This window comes from Pseudarthrobacter sp. DSP2-3-2b1 (genome assembly GCF_049895945.1).
Taxonomy (GTDB): domain Bacteria; phylum Actinomycetota; class Actinomycetes; order Actinomycetales; family Micrococcaceae; genus Arthrobacter.
This window is the reverse complement of the sequence record NZ_JAFCTI010000007.1, coordinates 63369-82077: the sequence shown is the minus strand read 5'-3', so window position 1 is coordinate 82077 and position 18709 is coordinate 63369. Positions and strand designations below refer to the sequence as shown.

The 18709-nt window shown below is 61.4% G+C and carries 20 protein-coding genes; 8 read left to right on the top strand and 12 right to left on the bottom strand.

Annotated features, from left to right (window positions below; all coding sequences use genetic code 11):
- Positions 1–69 precede the first annotated feature (69 nt).
- Positions 70–1308, top strand: a complete 1239-nt coding sequence (locus ACP7AX_RS10550; protein ID WP_426226411.1) for an acyltransferase family protein — start codon at positions 70–72, stop codon at positions 1306–1308.
- Between the two features lie 390 nt (positions 1309–1698).
- Here ACP7AX_RS10550 and ACP7AX_RS10545 read toward each other — a convergent pair whose 3' ends face one another.
- A complete protein-coding gene (locus ACP7AX_RS10545) occupies positions 1699–1902 on the bottom strand; it encodes a hypothetical protein (RefSeq protein WP_426226410.1) in 204 nt (67 codons plus the stop codon).
- 232 nt (positions 1903–2134) lie between these two features.
- Here ACP7AX_RS10545 and ACP7AX_RS10540 point away from each other — a divergent pair, with 232 nt between their 5' ends.
- On the top strand, positions 2135–2371 hold the full coding sequence (locus ACP7AX_RS10540; RefSeq protein ID WP_426226409.1) for a DUF1059 domain-containing protein: 237 nt from the start codon (positions 2135–2137) through the stop codon (positions 2369–2371).
- Between the two features lie 37 nt (positions 2372–2408).
- Here ACP7AX_RS10540 and ACP7AX_RS10535 read toward each other — a convergent pair whose 3' ends face one another.
- The 4 genes from ACP7AX_RS10535 to ACP7AX_RS10520 form a co-directional block, all read right to left on the bottom strand.
- Positions 2409–3440: an NADPH:quinone reductase gene (locus ACP7AX_RS10535; RefSeq protein WP_426226408.1), complete on the bottom strand. Its 1032-nt coding sequence runs from the start codon at positions 3438–3440 to the stop codon at positions 2409–2411.
- An 8-nt stretch (positions 3441–3448) separates the two neighbouring features.
- Positions 3449–3655, bottom strand: a complete 207-nt coding sequence (locus tag ACP7AX_RS10530; protein ID WP_426226407.1) for a hypothetical protein — start codon at positions 3653–3655, stop codon at positions 3449–3451.
- Positions 3656–3695: 40 nt separating this feature from the next.
- Complete coding sequence (locus tag ACP7AX_RS10525) at positions 3696–4637, bottom strand: glycoside hydrolase family 43 protein (protein ID WP_426226406.1); 942 nt, start codon at positions 4635–4637, stop codon at positions 3696–3698.
- A gap of 204 nt (positions 4638–4841) precedes the next feature.
- Entirely contained in the window at positions 4842–5822 is a 981-nt protein-coding gene (locus tag ACP7AX_RS10520; protein WP_426226405.1) for an aldo/keto reductase, read from the bottom strand.
- A gap of 260 nt (positions 5823–6082) precedes the next feature.
- On the opposite strand from ACP7AX_RS10520, the gene ACP7AX_RS10515 reads away from it, so the two are divergent.
- From ACP7AX_RS10515 to ACP7AX_RS10500, 4 genes are all read left to right on the top strand, one after another.
- A complete protein-coding gene (locus ACP7AX_RS10515; RefSeq protein ID WP_131681629.1) occupies positions 6083–6961 on the top strand; it encodes a helix-turn-helix domain-containing protein in 879 nt (292 codons plus the stop codon).
- A 116-nt stretch (positions 6962–7077) separates the two neighbouring features.
- A complete protein-coding gene (locus ACP7AX_RS10510; RefSeq protein WP_426226404.1) occupies positions 7078–7770 on the top strand; it encodes a histidine phosphatase family protein in 693 nt (230 codons plus the stop codon).
- Positions 7771–7794: 24 nt separating this feature from the next.
- A complete protein-coding gene (locus ACP7AX_RS10505; protein WP_131681631.1) occupies positions 7795–8349 on the top strand; it encodes a DUF3090 family protein in 555 nt (184 codons plus the stop codon).
- Entirely contained in the window at positions 8349–9116 is a 768-nt protein-coding gene (locus ACP7AX_RS10500) for an SCO1664 family protein (protein ID WP_426226403.1), read from the top strand. Before ACP7AX_RS10505 ends, ACP7AX_RS10500 begins: the two co-directional genes overlap by 1 nt.
- Before the next feature lie 11 nt (positions 9117–9127).
- On the opposite strand, the gene ACP7AX_RS10495 is transcribed toward ACP7AX_RS10500, so the two are convergent.
- Positions 9128–10573, bottom strand: coding sequence for a hypothetical protein (locus tag ACP7AX_RS10495; RefSeq protein ID WP_426226402.1), 1446 nt, complete (start codon positions 10571–10573; stop codon positions 9128–9130).
- Positions 10574–11978: 1405 nt separating this feature from the next.
- On the opposite strand from ACP7AX_RS10495, the gene ACP7AX_RS10490 reads away from it, so the two are divergent.
- The gene (locus ACP7AX_RS10490; protein ID WP_426226401.1) at positions 11979–12698 is read left to right on the top strand and encodes a hypothetical protein; all 720 of its coding nucleotides are present in this window, start codon (positions 11979–11981) and stop codon (positions 12696–12698) included.
- A gap of 189 nt (positions 12699–12887) precedes the next feature.
- Here the strand turns inward: ACP7AX_RS10490 and ACP7AX_RS10485 are convergent, their stop codons facing one another.
- The 3 genes from ACP7AX_RS10485 to ACP7AX_RS10475 are packed head-to-tail and all read right to left on the bottom strand — an operon-like array spanning position 12888 to position 14607.
- Entirely contained in the window at positions 12888–13901 is a 1014-nt protein-coding gene (locus tag ACP7AX_RS10485; protein ID WP_426226400.1) for a hypothetical protein, read from the bottom strand.
- A complete protein-coding gene (locus tag ACP7AX_RS10480) occupies positions 13888–14427 on the bottom strand; it encodes a DUF6932 family protein (protein WP_426226399.1) in 540 nt (179 codons plus the stop codon). The genes ACP7AX_RS10485 and ACP7AX_RS10480 overlap by 14 nt, the downstream gene beginning before the upstream one ends.
- A gap of 6 nt (positions 14428–14433) precedes the next feature.
- Positions 14434–14607, bottom strand: a complete 174-nt coding sequence (locus ACP7AX_RS10475; protein ID WP_426226398.1) for a Mu transposase domain-containing protein — start codon at positions 14605–14607, stop codon at positions 14434–14436.
- 213 nt (positions 14608–14820) lie between these two features.
- On the opposite strand from ACP7AX_RS10475, the gene ACP7AX_RS10470 reads away from it, so the two are divergent.
- Complete coding sequence (locus ACP7AX_RS10470; protein WP_426226397.1) at positions 14821–15606, top strand: hypothetical protein; 786 nt, start codon at positions 14821–14823, stop codon at positions 15604–15606.
- Here ACP7AX_RS10470 and ACP7AX_RS10465 read toward each other — a convergent pair.
- From ACP7AX_RS10465 to ACP7AX_RS10455, 3 genes are all read right to left on the bottom strand, one after another.
- A complete protein-coding gene (locus ACP7AX_RS10465) occupies positions 15603–16553 on the bottom strand; it encodes a hypothetical protein (protein WP_426226396.1) in 951 nt (316 codons plus the stop codon). The genes ACP7AX_RS10470 and ACP7AX_RS10465 overlap by 4 nt on opposite strands.
- A gap of 663 nt (positions 16554–17216) precedes the next feature.
- Positions 17217–17498, bottom strand: coding sequence for a hypothetical protein (locus ACP7AX_RS10460; RefSeq protein WP_426226395.1), 282 nt, complete (start codon positions 17496–17498; stop codon positions 17217–17219).
- Positions 17495–18241, bottom strand: coding sequence for a hypothetical protein (locus tag ACP7AX_RS10455; protein WP_426226394.1), 747 nt, complete (start codon positions 18239–18241; stop codon positions 17495–17497). The genes ACP7AX_RS10460 and ACP7AX_RS10455 overlap by 4 nt, the downstream gene beginning before the upstream one ends.
- Positions 18242–18709: the final 468 nt, after the last annotated feature.

Genomic DNA, 18709 nt, shown 5'->3' with positions numbered 1-18709 from the left:
CGGGTTGACGGTAGCGTCTCATGCGCCCGCCGTTCAGGGACTGCAGGCTACGGCAGGGGGGCCAGGCGCATGGAGAAACCGAGAGTCAGCACTAATCCCGAGCTTCCGGCAACCGCACCCGGACGTGCGGCAGGACCGGGTGATATCACCGGGGAGACTACCGCCCCGGACCCTTCCGGGCGCGACAGGTACCTTGACCTGCTCCGCGCGATCGCCCTGCTCCGGATCATGGCCTACCACACCTTCAGCGGCGTAGCCTGGATCACTCTGGTTTTCCCTTCCATGGGTGTCATGTTCGCCCTCGCGGGATCCCTGATGGCGCGCTCGCTCGAGCGGCCTGCCTTAGGTGTTCTGAAAAGCCGCACCCGCCGCCTGTTGCTGCCCCTGTGGATCTACAGCGCCACGGTTGTGCTTCTTCTGCTCGGGGAGGGCTGGACTCCGGACCAGGAAGAAGGCCGCTCCTGGCTCGAAATGCTTTTGTGGTTCATCCCCCTAGGCGACCCGCCCTACCCTGACACCGTTGGTTCTGATGATGGCCTGCTTGACAGCAACTGGGCCCACGAGGCTGGAGTCATCCTCTGGTACATCCGTGCATACTTCTGGTTCATGCTGTTGTCTCCGCTGTTGCTCGCGGCGTTCCGCCGGCTGCCGTGGATTACGCTGGCGGCGCCTCTCGGGCTGTTGGTACCCATCGTCGCCGGCTGGGTGGAACTGCCCACCTGGGCGGAGAGCGGCATCAGCGACTTCGCCACCTTCGGCTCCTGCTGGGTGCTCGGCTTCGCCCACTACTCCGGGTTGCTGCGCACGATACCAATATGGACCGTCTTCTCAGCCGGACCGGTGATGATGGCCCTCGGCCTTCTCTGGGTCGCGCCCGAACTGGAGGAAGCAGCCTGGGACCTGAACAACGTTTCCGGTGGGGGTGGATTGTGGGCCCTGGGGTTCAGCGCAATGCTCCTGCGGGTCTCGCCGTCCTGGAAGTCGCTGCCCCGGCCGATCAGGTTCCTCGACAAGCCGGTCACGTTGATCAACAACAGGGCGGTCACCATCTATCTCTGGCATACCCTGCTGCTGAGCTTCACTTACACAATCGTCGATTTGCTCTGGAACTTTGACCTGATTGGCGAGAACCTACCCTGGCTGCTGGATAGCCAGTGGACCATATTTGTCGGCATGTGGCTTCTTCTTGCCATCGTGTTCCTCGCTGTCGGCTGGGTAGAGGACGTGGCCGCGAAACGGCGTCCGCGGCTCTGGCCGGACAGCGAACCGAACAGAAGCGGACGGCCGGCAAGAGCGCGGGCCACCTGAACCACCGGTATGACTCCCGAGAGCCATGCGCCCAACACGGCCAGCGCACTAATCCAGGTTGTTCCCTGCCGTTTCCGGCCCGCACTCCTGATTGATTTGCCTACCACCACCTCGTCAGCGCCCAGCCGTTATTGGCGCCATCCCCGCTGTCGCCATCCTTGCCGCAGCGCAAGCAACGTGTGTATAGCCCTCCGTCCTCAGCATGTTCGACGTGCCAATGGTGTCGGAGATTCAGCTTGCACAGCATGGTTTGGATCACGGCCAACTCCCATCTGAATCGCTGCGCTCAATGACTCAATGATGGCCTTCGCACCACATCAATAGAAGAGCCATGAGTGGCCCGATAGACCAACCGGGTCAGCGGCGTCAGCTGGGGTTCCCGCCAACTGTTCAGGTGGCTGGCGCCGCCACGTCCTCCAGCACGGACCTATCGAAAAAACGGACCTCGCCCGTTGCCTCGAAGTACACCGGAACCACCGATGTACTCGGGTCTTTGGACGTCTCGTAGATCTCAGCTGCACTCCCGTGCTTCCTGGCAATTGTTCCAACCAGCTCCGTACCGCGCACTTTGACAGTTCGATTTTTGTAGCTCATGGTGACCCCTTCGTCGAGCCGCGGAAAGCAGCTGCCTTCAAGTTAGTCCCGATCGCGGAGATATCCCAGCTGTCCGGCCATCAACACTTTCGGGGCGCTTCGGGATTCGCCGGGCAGACAAGGAGCCAGGCACTAGCGCCCCGGGAGTTCGGCGCGAAGGCTAAGCTTGCACGTCAGAAGGCTCGCCGCCTAGAGCTTTCACTATGAATGCATGCCTAAAGAGGAATCACCCATGAAAAGCATGACCTGCAAGCAACTCGGTGGCCCCTGCGAGCTCATGTTCCGGGGCGATACTGCGGACGAGATTATCAACGCACAGGACCAGCACCTCAAGGAAGCCGTCAGGGCCGGCGACTCAGCTCATCAAGAGGCCCGTGACGCGATGAAGGGGCGCTGGAAGAACCCGATCAAGGGCATGGGATGGTATCGGGACACCAAGAAGGCTTTCGCCGCCCTGCCCGAGGACTAAGCGCCGCACCGCAGGTACCGTTTCACCGAACTATCTGCTAACCAGCTGACACATCGATAAGCACCTTGCCCACGATGCTCTCTTCCACCGCCGCGTGGGCGGCAGCGGTGTCAACCAGGTCGAAGCGATGCAGTGGAAGGCCTGCGTCCTCCCCCACCGGGAGGGCGCCGTCGGCGATGGCCGCATTGATATCCTCGGCGGCTGCCTGCACCGCCGCCATGCCAACGGTGTAGAGCAGCACGAACTGGTAGCGGACATTGAGGCTGAAATGCCGGCGCACATCGAGGCTCACCAGATCGCCGCCATTGTTGGCGTAGACGGCGATGGAGCCGCGGTTGCGGATCACTGCCAGGTCGAGCTCAGCGTTCTGCGCAGGTGCCACTTCCACGATCTGGTCAACGCCGTCGGGAGCGATCCGGCGGATCTCCGCGGCCGCGTCGGTTTCCCGGTAATTAATGACGTGATCGGCGCCGGCGGCCGTAACCAGCGCAGCCTTCGCAGGTCCGCTCACAGTGGTGATCACGACGGCGCCGGCCCACTTTGCGAGCTGGATCGCCGCATGAGCGACGGCACCGGCTCCTCCCGCGACCAGAACCACTTTGCCGTTTAGGGCTCCCGGGTGCAGCCGCCGCGGGCCGTCCTCGGCGATGGTCAGGGCCCGATGGGCGGTGACCGCGGGAACGCCCAGGCTTGCGCCGACGTCGAACCCGGCGTTCTCCGGCAGCTGAAACACCCGCTCAGCCGGCAGGACGGCGAACTCCTGGGCTGTCCCGCCGTCGGCGCGCTGGTAGGCGGCCAGAGCCAGCCAAACCCTGTCGCCGACGTGGAAACGCTCGACGCCGGGTCCTACGGCATCCACCACCCCGGCGCCGTCCTGGTTCGGCACCACGTCGGCGAAGGGCAAGGGCTCCCCCGGTTTGGCGCCGCGGCGCGACTTCCAGTCGGTGGGGTTCACCCCGGAGACCATGATCCTTACGCGTACCTCCCCTGGCCCCGGCTCTCGGATGCCACGGTCTATGAGCTCGAGAACGGACGGATCACCGGTGGCGCGGTACACGATAGCTTTCATACTCAGACCTAACGCCGGCCCGGACCGAAAATTCCCGCCGCGTGCCGGAGCGGCGACGGCCAGCCCCTGCTGCACAACCCGCACGACACGCGCTCCTGCACCGTCAGTTCCAGCGTGGCCGTAGGGTCCTCGGGGAGTTCGACGGCGTGGTGCGCCGCCTTGGGTGCCACGTCCCACTGCACGTCCAGGCTGCGGCGGACCGGTAGCAGTGCCATCCTGACGAAGTCGTCACGGCAGCGAACAACCCGCAAGACATCACAGGATCCGCACCCGATTCCCCTTAATCTCCACTTCCGTGATCTTGACACGCTCGTCAGGGGTGTTGTTAGGCCAGTGGAAGACCAGGTAGTCGCGTCCGTTGGAGGTGCGGAGGATCATGCCGTGGCCGCCGTTGCTGGACCACAGGGGCCGCTCGTGCTGAATCCAGGGCCCGGTGATGGTTCCACTTTCTGATTCGGCGATGCCCATCGCGTAACCTGCCTCGCCGTGGCTCGACCACAGCATCAGCAGTGAGCCCTCGGGCGACCGGATGAGAAAGGGACCATCGGTGAACAACGGGTCCTTCGCCAGGTTCAGGCCCGCCGGTGGTTCAACCCCGTCGGGGAATTGCAATGGCCTGCTCCAGCCTGCCGAGGAAGCTGCGAACAACAGGATCGGCTCACCGGCGCCCGCCTTTAGGTCCTGGGACAGGCGGAGGGCGTACATCTCGCCGTCAGAGATCCCTGGTTTCTCAGGTGTCCCCTCCGCGCCGCGGCTGTAAACCAGCCAAGGGGCAGAGTCGTCATCAACAAAAAGCGTTCCGTCGAGGCATGGCTCCGAAGCCGGTGTCACGGGCCCATCGCTCCATGCCTCGTAAGGGCCTGTGGGGTGGTCCGCGACCAGGATTGCGACTCCGCGGGGGCGTGTGCCGGTGGAGGTGGCGAATGTGGCGAGCATGAAGAACCGTCCGCCAAGGGAGTGGACTTCCGGCGCCCAGTATTGGGTGTCCGCCCAGAAGCCTTGCGGGGGGCGGAAGGCGGCGATGGGGCCAGTCCAGTACTGCAGATCATCGCTGAGGTAGCAGTCGAAGCCAGTCGCGGCCCCTCCCCACACGTTCTCGTCGGTGGTCCCGAAAAGGACGAATTCACCTGGAAACGGTTCCAGGATGAAGGGGTCCCGCATCCGGATGTCCTCAAGGCGAAGCCGTGAAACAGGCATCTGCATTCCTTTCGTCGGCGTGCCGGCTCACCGCCTACCGGTGCCCGGCCGGTCCGTGCGCCGATACCAGTCTCGACGTCACGGACGGCCGTTTGGGCATCAATTTCGCCCAATGGAAATGATGAACCTGGATCATAAGGCTGCCGCGGCCCAAACCAATGGCAGCTCTCCCGGGTGATCCGATGGGCTGGTTGCCGCTGGGCTTTAGAAGAAGGTCGGCTGGCGGGGGGTGTACGGGCCCTCGAGTGCGGTTACTTCTTCCTCGGTGAGCGTGATCTCCAAGGCTGCGGCGGCGTCTGCGAGGTGTTTCGCCTTTGTCGCTCCGATGATCGGGGTGTCGACCACGGGGTTCTTCAGGACCCAGGCCAGTGCGACGGTGGCCATGGCGACGCCCCGTTCGGCGGCGATGCGTTCCACGGAGTCGACGATCGCTTTGTCGGAGTCGAGGAACAGAGGCCGGCCGAACTGATCCTGGCCGGGGGTCGAGGCCGCCCGGGCGCTGGACTTATCGCCCCAGGGGCGTGCGACGATGCCGCCGGCGAGGGGGCTCCAAACCATGTTGCCGATGCCCTGATCGGCGAGGAGCCCGTGCATTTCCCGTTCTTCTTCGCGTTGGACCAGGTTGTACTGGTCCTGCATTGAGACGAACTTGGTCCAGCCGTTTTGCTCGGCTGCGCTCTGCATTTTCGCGAACTGCCAGGCCCACATCGATGACGCGCCGATGTGGCGGACCTTGCCGGCTTTGATCACGTCGTGCAGCGCTTCCATGGTTTCCTCGACGGGGACCTCGGGGTCGAAGCGGTGGATCTGCATCAGGTCCACGTAGTCGGTCCCGAGCCGGGCGAGCGAAGCGTCAACTTGCTCGAGGATGGCTTTGCGGCTCAGGCCCCCGCCTGTCGGGCCTTCGTGCATTGGCCAGTAGATCTTGGTCGCGAGGATGGTTTCGTCGCGACTGCTGTATTCGCGCATGGCGCGGCCGACGATCTCTTCCGAGCTGCCCATTCCGTAGACGTTGGCCGTGTCCCAGAAGTTGATGCCAAGCTCCACGGCCTGCTTGAACAGCGGGCCAGCGGCCTCTTCCTCGAGGGCCCAGTCCTGAAACGGGTTTGGTGTCCCGAAGCTCATGCACCCCAGGGTGAGGCGGCTGACTTTGAGGTCGGATGTGCCGAGTTGCGTGTATTCCATCGTGTGTTTCCTGTCAGAAAGTGAAGTAAGAGATGTGATGCAGGTCAGGCTTCGGGGATCGGGAAGGCGTGGTCCGTGAGGTCGTTGGTCATGCCTTCAACGGTAGGCAGGAAACCGGTGCGGGTGAGAGTCACTGTTGTTATCCCCCAGAGCGCACCCTGGTGCGGCAAGGCACCCACGGCGCGGGCCGGCGTCGTACTTCCCTGGGGGTTATCGTCAGGTGCTCCCGCTGCCGCACTTTCCGGCCTAGCCTTGAGGGTATGGATACCCGGAATGATGTGCAGCAGTTCCTCACCGCGCTGCGGGCCCGCATCACCCCGGAGGTGGCGGGCTTGACGGTCTTTGGCGGGGAACGCCGCGTCCCTGGCCTGCGCCGCGAGGAAGTCGCCCAGCTGGCCGGGGTAAGCACCGCCTACTACACGAGGATGGAGCGCGGGGACCTCAGCGGCGTGTCCGAGAGCGTCCTGTTCGCCCTCGTCCGGGCGCTGCAACTGAACGAGGCCGAAACAGCGCACCTGTTCGACCTGACACGTGCGGCGACCGGGCCGCGCCGCGCGCCCCGGACGAAACCCCAACCGCGGGTGTCGCCGCGGGTCGCCCAGCTGATCGACGCCATGAGCGATGTTCCCGCGATCGCGATGACCCGGCTCGGGGACCCTGTGGCGTCCAACCCCCTGGGCCGTGCACTCTTCCCTGATCTCTTCCCGGCCGGAAAGCCCGTGCTGAACAGCGCCCGCTACATGTTCCTGGATGAACGCTCCCGGGTGTTCTACCCGGACTGGGAGACAATCGCCCTTGAGGCCGTGTCGGGGATGCGGCTCTTTGCCGGCCAGGATCCCAGCGACAAAGCCCTGATGGCACTGGTCGGTGAGCTCGCGACCCGCAGCAACGAGTTCCGCACCTGGTGGGGAGGGCACACCGTACGGACCCACTCCACCGGAACCAAGCACATCCATCATCCCGTCGTGGGTGACATAACCCTCGGTTATGAAGCCTTGGCCGTATCATCGACTCCCGGCCTGGTCCTCATGACCTACCTCGCCGAACCCGCCACCCCGTCCGCCGACGCCATGAACCTGCTGCGGAGCTGGACCGCTCAACCCCTCGACTCCACAAGTGAAGCGACCGCAGCAAGCTAAGAGCGGGTGAGATCTCCCATTGGGAATGGCTCCTGCGGTCACTGCCCTATCTGCCTGCTCGACGCGCGGCCCGGTACGGTTCACACACCCATCGGGCGGGTGGTTAGGCTGGGTGGATGGCGACAGTTATTCTTGTGCGGCACGGCCGCACCACAGCCAATGCCACTGGACTGCTGGCCGGCCGGGCCGCCGGCGTCAGCCTCGACCAGATCGGGCGCGACCAGGCGGCTCTGACCGGAGACCGGCTCGCGGCCGTGCCCGTCGTCGGGGTGGTGTCGAGCCCTCTTGAGCGGTGCCGGCAGACCGCCCGGCTCATCCTTGATCGCCAATCCGGCACGCCGCACGCGCCGGTGGATCGCGATCTCACCGAGTGCGATTACGGCCAGTGGCAAGGCCGCGCCCTCAGTGATCTGGCCACCGAGGATTTGTGGCCGGTTGTGCAGTCGCAACCGTCCGCCGTCGTCTTTCCCGGCGGTGAATCCATGGCGGCAATGCAGGCCCGGTCAGTGGCAGCGATTCGACGCCATGATGCAGCCTTCGAAGCCGAGTACGGGCCAGGGGCCGTGTGGGTGGCGGTAAGTCACGGTGACATCATCAAGTCAATCCTCGCCGATGCGCTCGGCATGCACCTTGATCTTTTTCAGCGTATTAACGTTGACCCTGCCTCGGTATCGATCGTGCGCTACGGCGCTAGCCGGCCAAGTGTCTACACGACCAATACCAACGCGGGCGATCTGTCATGGCTGTCGAACGGCATCAACACTGGCGACGCGCCGGTGGGCGGCGGTGCGGGGCAAAAGGCGCCATGAACCTCATGTGCCTAAAATACTGACATGCCTACACGAGTTCACGAGTTTGCCTGGCCTGATCGGGTCGTCGTCGGCACCATCGGCCTTCCGGGGGCGCGCACGTTCTACCTGCAGGTGCGCGCAGGGACGCAGATCGTCAGCATTGCCCTGGAAAAACAGCAGTCGGCTCTGCTCGCGGAGAAGATCGACGAAATTCTCGACCAGCTCATCACCGTCGAAGGTAACCCCTTCAGCGTTCCCACGAGTACTCCCATTGAACTTGTGGACAATGACCAGCTCGAGCCGGTTCAGGAGCAGTTCCGCACAGGTGCGATGAGCTTAGGTTGGGACCCAACCACGGCCCAGGTAGTCATAGAGGCCCACCCCATCACCGATGCCGATGCTGATGACAACGACGAATTCCTTGATGAGGTACGTGCTGATGAGAGCGAAATGCTGCTGGTGCGGATGCCGGTGGGTACCGCCCGCGCGTTCTCCAAGCGCACCCGCGAGATCGTGGGCGCCGGGCGTCCCGCGTGTCCGCTCTGCGGTTACCCCATCGACGCCGACGGTCACATCTGCACCCTCCCCGAGGTCTGATGCCAGCGCCGGACCTCATGGCCGCCGAGCTGACGCTCACCGGCCGCATCACGACGGCTTCAAACGCAACTTTTCTGGGCAGCATCGGCGACGTGGCGGTCGTTTATAAGCCGGTAGCAGGCGAAAGTCCGCTTTGGGATTTTCCCCACGGCACCCTGGCTCAAAGGGAGGTGGCCGCCTACCTGGTCTCGGAGGTCCTCGGCTGGAACGTGGTGCCTCGCACGTGGCTGCGCGATGGGCCTCTCGGCGAAGGGATGGTGCAGCTCTGGCAGGAGCAAGACCCCGGCCAGGACGCGGTGGACCTCGCTGCGTCGGACGACGTTCCTGAAGTCGGTTGGAAACACGTCCTTGAGGGCCAGGATGAGAACGGACGGATGGTCGCTCTCATTCACGAGGACTCTCCGGCGCTTAGGCGCATGGCGGTGTTCGACGTCGTCGTGAACAATGCCGACCGCAAAGGCGACCACATCCTTGCCATGACGGACGGACACCGGCACGGCGTGGACCACGGGCTCACCTTCCACCGCGACCACAAGCTGCGCACGGTGCTGTGGGGGTGGATGGGGGACGCCCTGACCGCCGAGGAACTTGAGGGCATCGACCGTGTCAGCGGAGGACTGCGTGGTGGGCTGGGCCGAAACCTGGCGGACTTGCTCAGCGCCGAAGAAATCGGATCGCTCGCCGCGCGCTGCGACCGGTTGCGCTTGGCAGGGCAGTTTCCGGCTCCGAGCGGTGAGATGTCGGCGGTGCCCTGGCCGTTGTTCTAGGGGAATTGGGGCTAACCGCCGGTTCTGGGTGCGAGGAGGATCTGCACGGCTTCGATCCGTTTGGCCATACCCGATGTGCCTGCCGTTCCGCCGTCGGCGACCCATGACTGCCAGCCAATATCTTGCACGTGGGCGAGGTAGTGGATTCTGTAATGGTTCGCCATCTCACCGGTCAGCCTGATTTCAAACGCTTCCAGACGTAGCCCTTGCCCGGTTGTTCCGATCGGGGACCCCGAGGATGTCCACGGCTGCCAGCCGAAGTTCTGCACATGCCCCCGCCACTCGATGTCCCCGGTATCGGCCGTGCTTGACACGTTGAGGCGCAACGCCTCGAGACGAAGGGCCTGACCCGTGGTCCCGGCAACGGTCCCATCCGGAACGTTCGCCATCCAGCCGAGGTCCTGAACGTGGGCGGCGTACACGGCAGTAAATGCGGGTGCGACCTTCGGAACCAACTCGATCGTAACGGCCTCCACCCGCAGACCTTGCCCGACGGTGCCGGCCGTGGCTCCGTCGATCCCGTAAGGCTGCCAGCCGACGTTCTGCACGTGGGCGCGGTACCTGATGCTGTACTGCGAGGCCAGATTCCCCGTCAACCGCAGCTCGAACGCTTCGAGGCGCAGACCACGCCCGGTCGTTCCGATCGGGGACGCCGACGTCGTCCATGGCTGCCAGCCGATATTCTGCACATGCCCCCTCCACAGAATGTCGCCCGACAGGCGGTCTCCTGCCACCGACAGGCGCAACGCCTCCATCGGCAGTGAACGGCCGGTTGTTCCTGCGGTGACCCCGTCCGAGACGCTCGACTGCCAGCCGATCGTCGCGACGTGAGCCTGGTAGACCCCGATGCACGTCATGTCGTAGTCGTAGGTGCCATCGGTCCATTGTGTGAGGTGGACGGTGCCACCGGAGAAGCTGGGATTCACACAGAGGTCGGATGCTTCACTGGCGAAGTCGAGGCGCCCTGCCGGTGACCAGACGGGCACGTCGGGAAGCTGCCACGATCCGGTGATGGCCTCCCAGCCGCTCAAATAGGAGTAGATCCCGTGCGGGTATCCGGCGTCCGCCAGTGCGGCCAGGAGCCCGGAGATGACGTACCGGTTCTCCTGCCGCTGGGCCGCTGTCGAGCTGGGCCAGGGCTGTTGCGGGCGCGGCTCGACGTCGACCCAGATTCTCTCCGGCCGCCATCCCACCTCATCGAGGGACGCGAGGGCCGTGCGCCCCTCGGCATACCCGACGTTGCGCAACCGGTCCGGCCTGGTGCTTGCCGGCCAGGGGCCGTCGTCGCCGTAGGTGTCGTATTGCGCAGTGGTGGGGAACGTAGCCATGGCGTAGGCCTGAGCCCGGACGCCTCGGTCGAGCACCCATTGGAACTGCACGTCCAGGCAGGGGTTCTCGGTGAACGCGAGTCCATTCGTCAGCCCCACGACCACGAACTCCGTGTCTTCCGGCGGCATTGGAAGACCACCCAGACACTGTGGCCACGAAACGTCATGTCCGTAGTCGACTGCCCGGGCGGGTGCAGCGAACAGCACGCCGAGTGCGAGCATAAGTAGAACCGCCAGGAGCCGGGGCGTGAATGCCCGGGAGCGGCGGCCGGATCGAAGAGCACTAAGGCCGGCCATTATGGGTCCCCTAATTGAAGGATGACGGAATTATCCCACTCGCCCATCTTCGCCGCTAGCCAGGAGACAACGCCCGGATTCGGAAGGTACGTTGTGCCCTGATAGACGGTTCCTGTCGACAGCATTTCTGTCAGTTGCATCAACCATGGGTCCACCGGCCAGGACCCTGACCTCGCCAGCCCACACATCTTCACAGCAACGCAGGGCACGGACCGCGGCCACAGTCAGAGGAACGCGCGGAGGGTCAATGTAAACACATCAAACGCAAAAAGCCCCTGACCTGCGGAAACACTGTGCCCGAGGTGGGACTCGAACTGCATTCCCGGCCTTGCAAACACTGGAAACCCGTGAAAATGTGCGGAATCCCACCCGATCCGATCGATGTATGGCCGAGTCCGAAGCCCCGGTGTGTTGACATTGTCAACACTCCAAATCGCAAAGCTGACGCCAGTGAGAACCGCGTTCCCCATTCAGGGGATGCGATTCTTCTTTGCCACGCATGGGATTTCAGGGCTGGAAGTGTTCACGTCTCTCCCGAGGACATGACGTAGCTTTGGACAAGGGCACACATGGTTTCCAGGATCTTCACGGCCGGTTCAACCTCCTGCAGCCTTCATGGACTGAAGGGCCCAAATTCGCTCGACCTGTCTTCTCATTCGACCGCATCCTTACCGGGGTCCTGGAACGTCATCGGTCTCCCCAGTCTTGCCGAAGCTGCTGAGATACGGGCCAAGGGGGTCTATGTGCCTTAAGAATCATAGGGAGCAGCAGACCAAGCGGGTGGTAGCAGGCCCTGCGCTACCACCCACGTGGTGTTACTTGTCCCTGCAGTGCTTACACAGGGGGTAATTGTTCGTTCCCGGGCGCTTGTTGTGCGCCGGAATCTGCTTCCCACTCATGCAGTCACTGTGCTTGTGGTGGACGTCCGGATCGCTTGGGTTGATGGAGTAGTACGGACTGACGAGCATGAGGCCTCCTGCTGTTAGACCCGCAAACTTGCGGGCTGGCATCAGACTAAAACTGACCTATGACATTCTCCGGTTCCCTTGGCGGAGGAGGCCCACTGCCCCGAAAGAGAAGGGTGGCTTTCGGACGCTCGCTGACTCGTGCCAGGCATCCGCCGACCATTATTTTGCAGTCGCAGTTAACGGCTGAGGGCCCCGCGGCGCCTGGCCGCGGGACCCTCAGTAATCCATAACAGGGAACCTGCCCCTGTCTTCCTCTACAGTTTAGTCCTATGGCCGCAGCGCACCAAACACCAATCGAACTGGTCCTTCATCACAGGATCAGCCCCGAGCGCCTGGCACCGTACATCCGCGAGACACCCACCCTGCATGAAGCCATCCGGCTCTACAGGTGGAACATAGATCTCTCAGGCGCCGTCTACGAAGCCCTACACGTTTTCGAAGTCGTCCTACGCAATGCCATCGACGAGCAGCTCTGTAGTTGGAACGCCACCCAGCCCGAACCTGAGAGCGGACGACTGCACTCTTCCGACTGGCTCCTCGATCCAAGTGCGCTGCTGCTCCGCATCGCAGGCCGCGACATCCCCGATGCCCGACGTCGCGCACTGAAATCGACCACACGCAGGCCACAGGGCCATCGTGAACCCCTACACGAAGACATCCTTGCCGCAATGTCCCTCGGAACCTGGCGATTCATCCTGCCCGGGCGCCATGACGCCGGCAAACAACGCCTGTGGGACGAAGCGCTCCGCACGGCATTTCCTCATCTACGCCGGACTCCCCGAGAGCTCGAACGCGCAGTCGAAGGCGTCTATCACCTCCGGAACCGGATAGCCCACCTGGAACCCATCATCAACAGCAATGTCCCAGCCCAACTCGTCAACATGCGAACCGTCATCGGCTCCATCGACCCGCAACTACTCTCCTGGTTCACAAGCACCGAACGCATCAGCGCCTCCCTCAAAAGGCGACCCATCCCCGCCTCAGGTTGACCGAAGGACAACATAGCCATAGGACCAACGACGGTAAGTTGCTGCCGCCGGTTTTCTCAGGAAATGCACTGAGCTCCCGAACCGGATCCCGCCCCTTGGGCCTTGCCTATCGAATTTGCGGAGCGCTGTTGCAAAGGGATGGAGATCGTCCTGACGGTGTCCCGGCGATCGGGCACTGCCCAAAACGGGCTACTCAGGGGCCTTGTCGACTGCTACGCCCCAGCCTGGAGGCGGACTCGGCGCGAGAACGTGCACGCTTTGAAGAACGCGACGCACTGACGATTGCCCCGCCCCTCCATGGTGGTATTCCATCACTTCGACCTGGACGAACCGGCCAAGCGCTGACGCTGATTGCGCGCGAAGACTCTTGGGTAACGTACCTGACATGACTGTGCCGTCTTCAAGTTTAAGATCGAAGAGGTTCCGCTCGAAACTTCCGGTGCGCCACTCACCCTCTCGCGTAAGAGGAACTTGATCAAGCCCAAGGGCTCTAATTGTGTCACGAAGGTACCGGCTGTCCGCTGCCGTTAGTAAGACCGGAGCGTGGCCCCGGCGGTCATCAATATCGACGTCAACGCCGAGCTCTACGCATCGCTCGGCAAACTTCTTTAATTGCGATGTTGAGGCCGCCCCAATCTCGATGAGCTTCTCCTCCAGCAGAGCAGGGCCGGTAGCTCGAGTCGCCACAACGGTGTCGAGAACAGCAAGGACCGTATCGACTGCAGCGTCTGCTGGCGTCGATACGTCGATGAGTTCGGCGACGGTAGTTTGGCCTGGTTCAGCATTGTGAGTGTCAGCATCGCTCGACGCCGCAGGCGGAGGGCAGACGAGTTCAAGAACAACTGAACCACGAGTGGCAGGCACTACCCACATCCCCAGCTGCTCACGAACGGTGTCTGTAATCTCTTTGTACGGCTTCTCGAGCGAGCGATTCACCGTCTGGACAATGAGTTCATTGAGTGACAAGACGGCCTTCAGAATCTGATTCGCCGGTCCGGCGTGGCCCACGACGGCCCCAGCATGGAATCGCGCCCGGAGACCCTTCCTTTGGGCAATCCAGGCGTCTTGCACCTGCTCATGAATCGCGGCCACGCTCGAAACCGTAGCTTCCGACATCCAATCCCCTGGGACGAGCTGTGCTGCCGCAAGGTTGTCCTCGACATCACGCAGAAAACGGCTCAGCGCCGGATCAGAATGCGGCATCGAGTATCACCTCCACGTACCCTTTGGTCGCAGTACCTTTGGAACCTTCTTCACACTGCCACCACTTACGCCAGTGAATCTCATTCTGGACCCCAACAGCGTAGTTGGGATGGTCCGCTGGGATCCTGACAACACCATAGATGTCGAGACTGACAATCCTCCCAAGACCCGGTACGGGGATTCGCTTGTAGCGGTCCCTCGGTGCGATCCAATTGTCGGTGATATGGCTTCTGATTTCTGCGATAGGTGACGAGGTAGCGCCCTCGATAATGGGCGAACAATCAATGTCGCTTGGTCCCGTCTTGTCGGACGCAAAGCTACCGTCAATGAGCACACTGGAGACAGTCAGACCGTGCATCCCAATCAAACGAACGTAGTCTCCAAGGTCCTTTAGCTGGGACAGTCTCAGCATTTCGTCTGGACGTCCAAAGGCAAACGCCTCCATCAGTTCGGGCCAGGTGAGTATGTGTGCGCCAGCAGGAAGAACCTGGTGACCCCCTCCCCCCGGGATCAGCGAAGGAATCAACCCCGACTACCTCCTACACTTCTTGGACTTTGAGCACAGACTAACGTACTGCCTGGCATCGACGAATTGGCCGATGTCCTGTGGATGGGCGGAGTAGTCGTTGGATCCCATCCTGACGTAGTAATCCCTTGGGAGCCGGACCCTTGCGGTGAAGCCGGTAACCGGTGGCAGCGCCAGCATGGCCGCCGTGTCCGCAGCGAGCAGGTCCGACGGGCAGCCCGCCTGACGAGCCGGGCGTTGGCCTTGCTGGTTGTTCCAGTCTTCCGGAGATGCGAAGACCCGGCCTAGGCAGGACGTCTCCAACTATGCGCCGCGGCCTCCACGTCGACAAAAGCTTCAGTCGGCAGAGGTAGTCGTCCCACATATGTCGGTACCCGTCAGTACGCTTGAAGGGTGATTTCAAATGATCCGCTGCGCGGGACAAACTCCATCCTCAACTCAGCCACGTCGACCGGTCGTGCCAGCGTGTGGGCAACGATGGACGCGTCACCTCTTTTGGCGAAGCCCTTCATGTTTGACATGAGCTCCCTCATGCCCGACTACAACAAGATGATGTCGCCACTGCTTGCAGACATCTCGAAGACCGTGGCATCGGCGATAGAAATGGCATACCCATCGGCCCAACTTGTCGGCATCCAGAAGATGATCATCGACGCTTCCGGCGTGAGTAACGTCGCGAAGATGTTCCTCGACTCCCACACCGAGATGATGCGCGGGCTCTATCCTACGCTCAACATGGTGGCTGGCTTGGGCTTGCAAGAGCGGTTCCCGTTGCCTGTTGCAGCACTTACCAAGTCCTTAGCTGCATCCATCGACACCTCCTACATCAACGGCGTCCTGGCCGACGCAATCAGGTTCCACGCCGAACTAGCTGAGCAGCATCTTGATGACTTGACCGATGACTTCTTCGAGAATCACCCCGACCTCGCGGAATCCATCGAAGAGCTTCCCGCCCTGTATGTGCTGTCTAAAACCGACCGAAGGGTTGCGATCTGGTTCGTACGCTTCACAGTAATGATGGCAGTCACGTGCTTCATCTTGAACATCAACACGGAGTACCCCGACCTGGAAAAGATTGTCGCCGCACTTGGTCTCAGCGGAGGATGGGAAGCAGGTAAGAAGGCTGGCGAGTTCACCGGTAAGGCCCTGGATAATTTGCCGCAGGCTGAGGAGTCTTAGCCCAAGCCGTCGATGGCGGACTGTGTCATAGCGCCCAGCGCGTCAGCCGCACCGCCGGCTGTGCCAAGTGCAATGAGCTCCAAGGACTTGAAGAGAAGGTTCTTGACGCGGTTCTGCTTCGGCTCTGGAGCCGAGGCTTCTTCTTCAAGGTCCGCTATTACTTGTACGGCTTTATCGTGGCTGTCTTCGGGAACACCAAGGATCGGCAACATCTGACGAAACGCAGTGACAACCTTACGAGCCTCATCAACCTGCGCAGCATTGAGTGTGTTGCTTTGCACAGCGCCAGGACTGTTGAGCGCAAAGTTCATCGAGTGGGAGTCACGGATGTTGAAGTTGTTGTTCACGATCATTCCTTCGGGCGTTGCTGCTGATCCGGCCGATTCTGTCAGTTCGACGATGTGCATGCCGCTGGCCGTGACTCTGGGTGACATGACCTCCCCATTTATTGGAGTCCACGCCTGAATGTAGCCCTTGTCCTTCAACCACTTAGCCGTACGTGTGATCTCATCATCGGTGTAAGCAAGGCCTAGATAGCTGCCCCCGGAATCGGCCCTGAAGGACGCAAAGTCTTTCGGTTCCTCCCCCGCGAGGTACTGATCGTAGAGCCAGTTTAGAAGTGCAGTTTTTAGTGACGAAGCTCGCTGGCGAGGAGTGCTCCGCTTCGCCTGGTACTCCAAGGCAACATCAATGCCCTCCTGAGTGATAAGGATTTCATCTACGCCGCCAGCACTCGCTTCAAAGTAGAGCCAGCCAGCAGCCATCAGTGCGGTGAAGTCGCTGCGGAGTGCGGAGACATCAATCCCCCAGTCTTGCCCCTCGTTGTACAGGTCGGCTGTGGGAATCTGGCGTCGCTTCCAGCCTACAGACAGCCGATAGATCTCGCCAAGGAGATGCACCTGCCGAAGCGTTGATGGGGACTTTGCAGCGTCTTCTAGATCGATCATTTACTTCGAGACACCTAACGTGCGTGGATCTGTACTAGATCGGAAGTTTACCTGCGGGGGCCGACACTCTTTAGTCGGGTCTTTTCCTCGCTCGGTCGAGCGGCCGTAGTGCACGGACCTAAAGAAAGCGTCCGAACTCCGACGCCTTCTAATGAACTAGGAGTTACTCTGTGTTTTCGCTGGATGGTTCTTCCCGGCGAATTGCTCGACGGCGAGTCGGTGGTGCCGTGCCGTCTGCTTCCTCCTGTCGGAGATGCTCTTGATACTGCTGCCGGAGCTTACCGTCCTTTTCGTGACCGCTGCGCGTGTATACGCTTAGGCTGCCTCGCCCATCTTCAGTCCACTTTTCTTGGTTAGCGCGGATTCCCCTAACGGCTTTCGCCAAGTCGTGCACTCCATACTTCACCATCCGACGTCGCGACTTGTAGATGGACCAATCTAGGATTGCTTTGGAAGAGATTTGTTTTTTGTAAACATCCTTCTCGCCGAAGTAAGTGATAGTTCCTTCGTGCCTGTCAGGCAGGTCAGAACTATACCTGTCACTAGCCGAGTCCCAGTGGGTGCGCCATTCTTGACCGGGAGCCATGACCGGAATTACCTCCGGGAGGTGCACGTCCTCCGCACCTTGTTGAACCCTCGTCGGTGACGGGCTGAGTTCCACTCTCACGTCATAGGCCGCCGTTTGCCGTAGTTTTTGATGACTAGGTCAATGAACTCAGGACCGATGCTCTCTTCCATAGTCATGACAACGTACGGCTGGGACTTATCGAGCTCTAGCTTCTTCGCCTGTATCAACTGAAAGAGGGCAATCGCGGCGGCAACGATCGCGATCAACAGCGTCGCAGCCGTGGAGACTGCTGAGATCCAGTCAGTGGCACTAGGCGCATCATCTTGTAGTGCCTGGATAAGCTGTCGGGCCAAATCAGCCCATTCATCGTCTGTCACTTGGAAGGCTCACCCACAACAGAAGTCACTTCTTCTTCCCTGAAGACCTCTCGTCCCGAAACATGGCGCCAAATGACGTGGTCAAGCCGTCGGGGCTGCGTCGGATAAAGCTCGGCCACCTTCTTGATGAGTTCTGCGGCCTCGGTGGGAGTCGGACGCCGCCCACCGAGTTCAGCATGTTCTTCAATGAAGCGGATCACCATGCGGTCGGGCTTAACGGACTGGAAGCCGGCCAGGATCAGCAGGTAGTTAAAAGTGACGCCGGATCTCTGACTCGGCAGATGAAGCCAGGCTTCCTTCAAAGCCGTCAGCTCGTCGTCCTTTGCGTAGGCGGTGTGAAGGTCTTCTCGTGTCGTATAGCCGAGCTCATTCTGCAGTACTTCGGCGGCTTGACGGATAACTTCCGCTTTTAACGGAGCATTCGCCTTGGTGTGGGCGGGCTTGCGGTTATTGACTAGCTCAGCCCATCCCCCGCTGCTTCCTGCCTCTTTGAAGGTGGTCAACAGCTCCACCGTGCCATCACGGTCAGCGTCGCCGCCTTGAGCACGCCGATATGCGCGGTACTCGTTCACCACGTTGATCACGGCCTGGTAGTTCGAACCAGTCGAGTAGATGGAATCGATGATGGACAGAGCCAGGCTATGTCGATAACCGTCAGCGGTTATCCACCTAGATTCGTCACCGAAGATCTTGCGGCATACCCCTGTTAGCTGTTCCGCTTCTGCGGTGAAGTCATTCGTCATTTCTGGACTCTACAAGCTTTCATCGTGGAGATCGGGAGGGCTCAACTACGTGTAACAGGGCAACTCGTCCACAGTGTTCGTATTGATGGCGAAGCCGGGTCGCCGGGTCGAACGAACAGAGCGATTCAATTCCCTAGGACTCCACTGATGAGGCTCCCCCAGCCATTAGGACAGCTTGGCAGACCAGGCACCTCGTCTAACGCCAAGTAAGGCCACAACAAAGGTGGCGTAGAGGCTTAGGTACGTAAGTGAAACACCCAGCCAGGGAACGGCGGCAAGATCAGCCGGCACGCCGCTGAGGAGGATGCCTAGACCGATGACAGGTAGAGCGAAGGCATCCACCTGGGCCGCTCTCTCTTCATTGTCGAGGATGATCTGATGAAGGTCTGCCGGGCTTGATGTAGAGCGTTGGCTAAATTGGTACTACGAGCGCCAGATTCAAGTGCTCTAGTTCCCTCCGTTGATACA

Excerpts from the sequence above, each read along its gene's own strand:
- ACP7AX_RS10525 (WP_426226406.1), bottom strand. The coding sequence starts at position 4,637 with ATGCCTGTTTCACGGCTTCGCCTTGAGGACATCCGGATGCGGGACCCC.
- ACP7AX_RS10500 (WP_426226403.1), top strand. The coding sequence starts at position 8,349 with ATGCCAGCGCCGGACCTCATGGCCGCCGAGCTGACGCTCACCGGCCGC.
- ACP7AX_RS10485 (WP_426226400.1), bottom strand. The coding sequence starts at position 13,901 with ATGCCGCATTCTGATCCGGCGCTGAGCCGTTTTCTGCGTGATGTCGAG.
- ACP7AX_RS10455 (WP_426226394.1), bottom strand. The coding sequence starts at position 18,241 with ATGACGAATGACTTCACCGCAGAAGCGGAACAGCTAACAGGGGTATGC.
- ACP7AX_RS10495 (WP_426226402.1), bottom strand. The coding sequence starts at position 10,573 with ATGCCGCCGGAAGACACGGAGTTCGTGGTCGTGGGGCTGACGAATGGA.
- ACP7AX_RS10515 (WP_131681629.1), top strand. The coding sequence starts at position 6,083 with ATGGATACCCGGAATGATGTGCAGCAGTTCCTCACCGCGCTGCGGGCC.
- ACP7AX_RS10530 (WP_426226407.1), bottom strand. The coding sequence starts at position 3,655 with ATGGCACTGCTACCGGTCCGCCGCAGCCTGGACGTGCAGTGGGACGTG.
- ACP7AX_RS10520 (WP_426226405.1), bottom strand. The coding sequence starts at position 5,822 with ATGGAATACACGCAACTCGGCACATCCGACCTCAAAGTCAGCCGCCTC.
- ACP7AX_RS10505 (WP_131681631.1), top strand. The coding sequence starts at position 7,795 with ATGCCTACACGAGTTCACGAGTTTGCCTGGCCTGATCGGGTCGTCGTC.
- ACP7AX_RS10550 (WP_426226411.1), top strand. The coding sequence starts at position 70 with ATGGAGAAACCGAGAGTCAGCACTAATCCCGAGCTTCCGGCAACCGCA.
- ACP7AX_RS10540 (WP_426226409.1), top strand. The coding sequence starts at position 2,135 with ATGAAAAGCATGACCTGCAAGCAACTCGGTGGCCCCTGCGAGCTCATG.
- ACP7AX_RS10465 (WP_426226396.1), bottom strand. The coding sequence starts at position 16,553 with ATGATCGATCTAGAAGACGCTGCAAAGTCCCCATCAACGCTTCGGCAG.
- ACP7AX_RS10510 (WP_426226404.1), top strand. The coding sequence starts at position 7,078 with ATGGCGACAGTTATTCTTGTGCGGCACGGCCGCACCACAGCCAATGCC.
- ACP7AX_RS10545 (WP_426226410.1), bottom strand. The coding sequence starts at position 1,902 with ATGAGCTACAAAAATCGAACTGTCAAAGTGCGCGGTACGGAGCTGGTT.
- ACP7AX_RS10475 (WP_426226398.1), bottom strand. The coding sequence starts at position 14,607 with ATGCTGGCGCTGCCACCGGTTACCGGCTTCACCGCAAGGGTCCGGCTC.
- ACP7AX_RS10535 (WP_426226408.1), bottom strand. The coding sequence starts at position 3,440 with ATGAAAGCTATCGTGTACCGCGCCACCGGTGATCCGTCCGTTCTCGAG.
- ACP7AX_RS10490 (WP_426226401.1), top strand. The coding sequence starts at position 11,979 with ATGGCCGCAGCGCACCAAACACCAATCGAACTGGTCCTTCATCACAGG.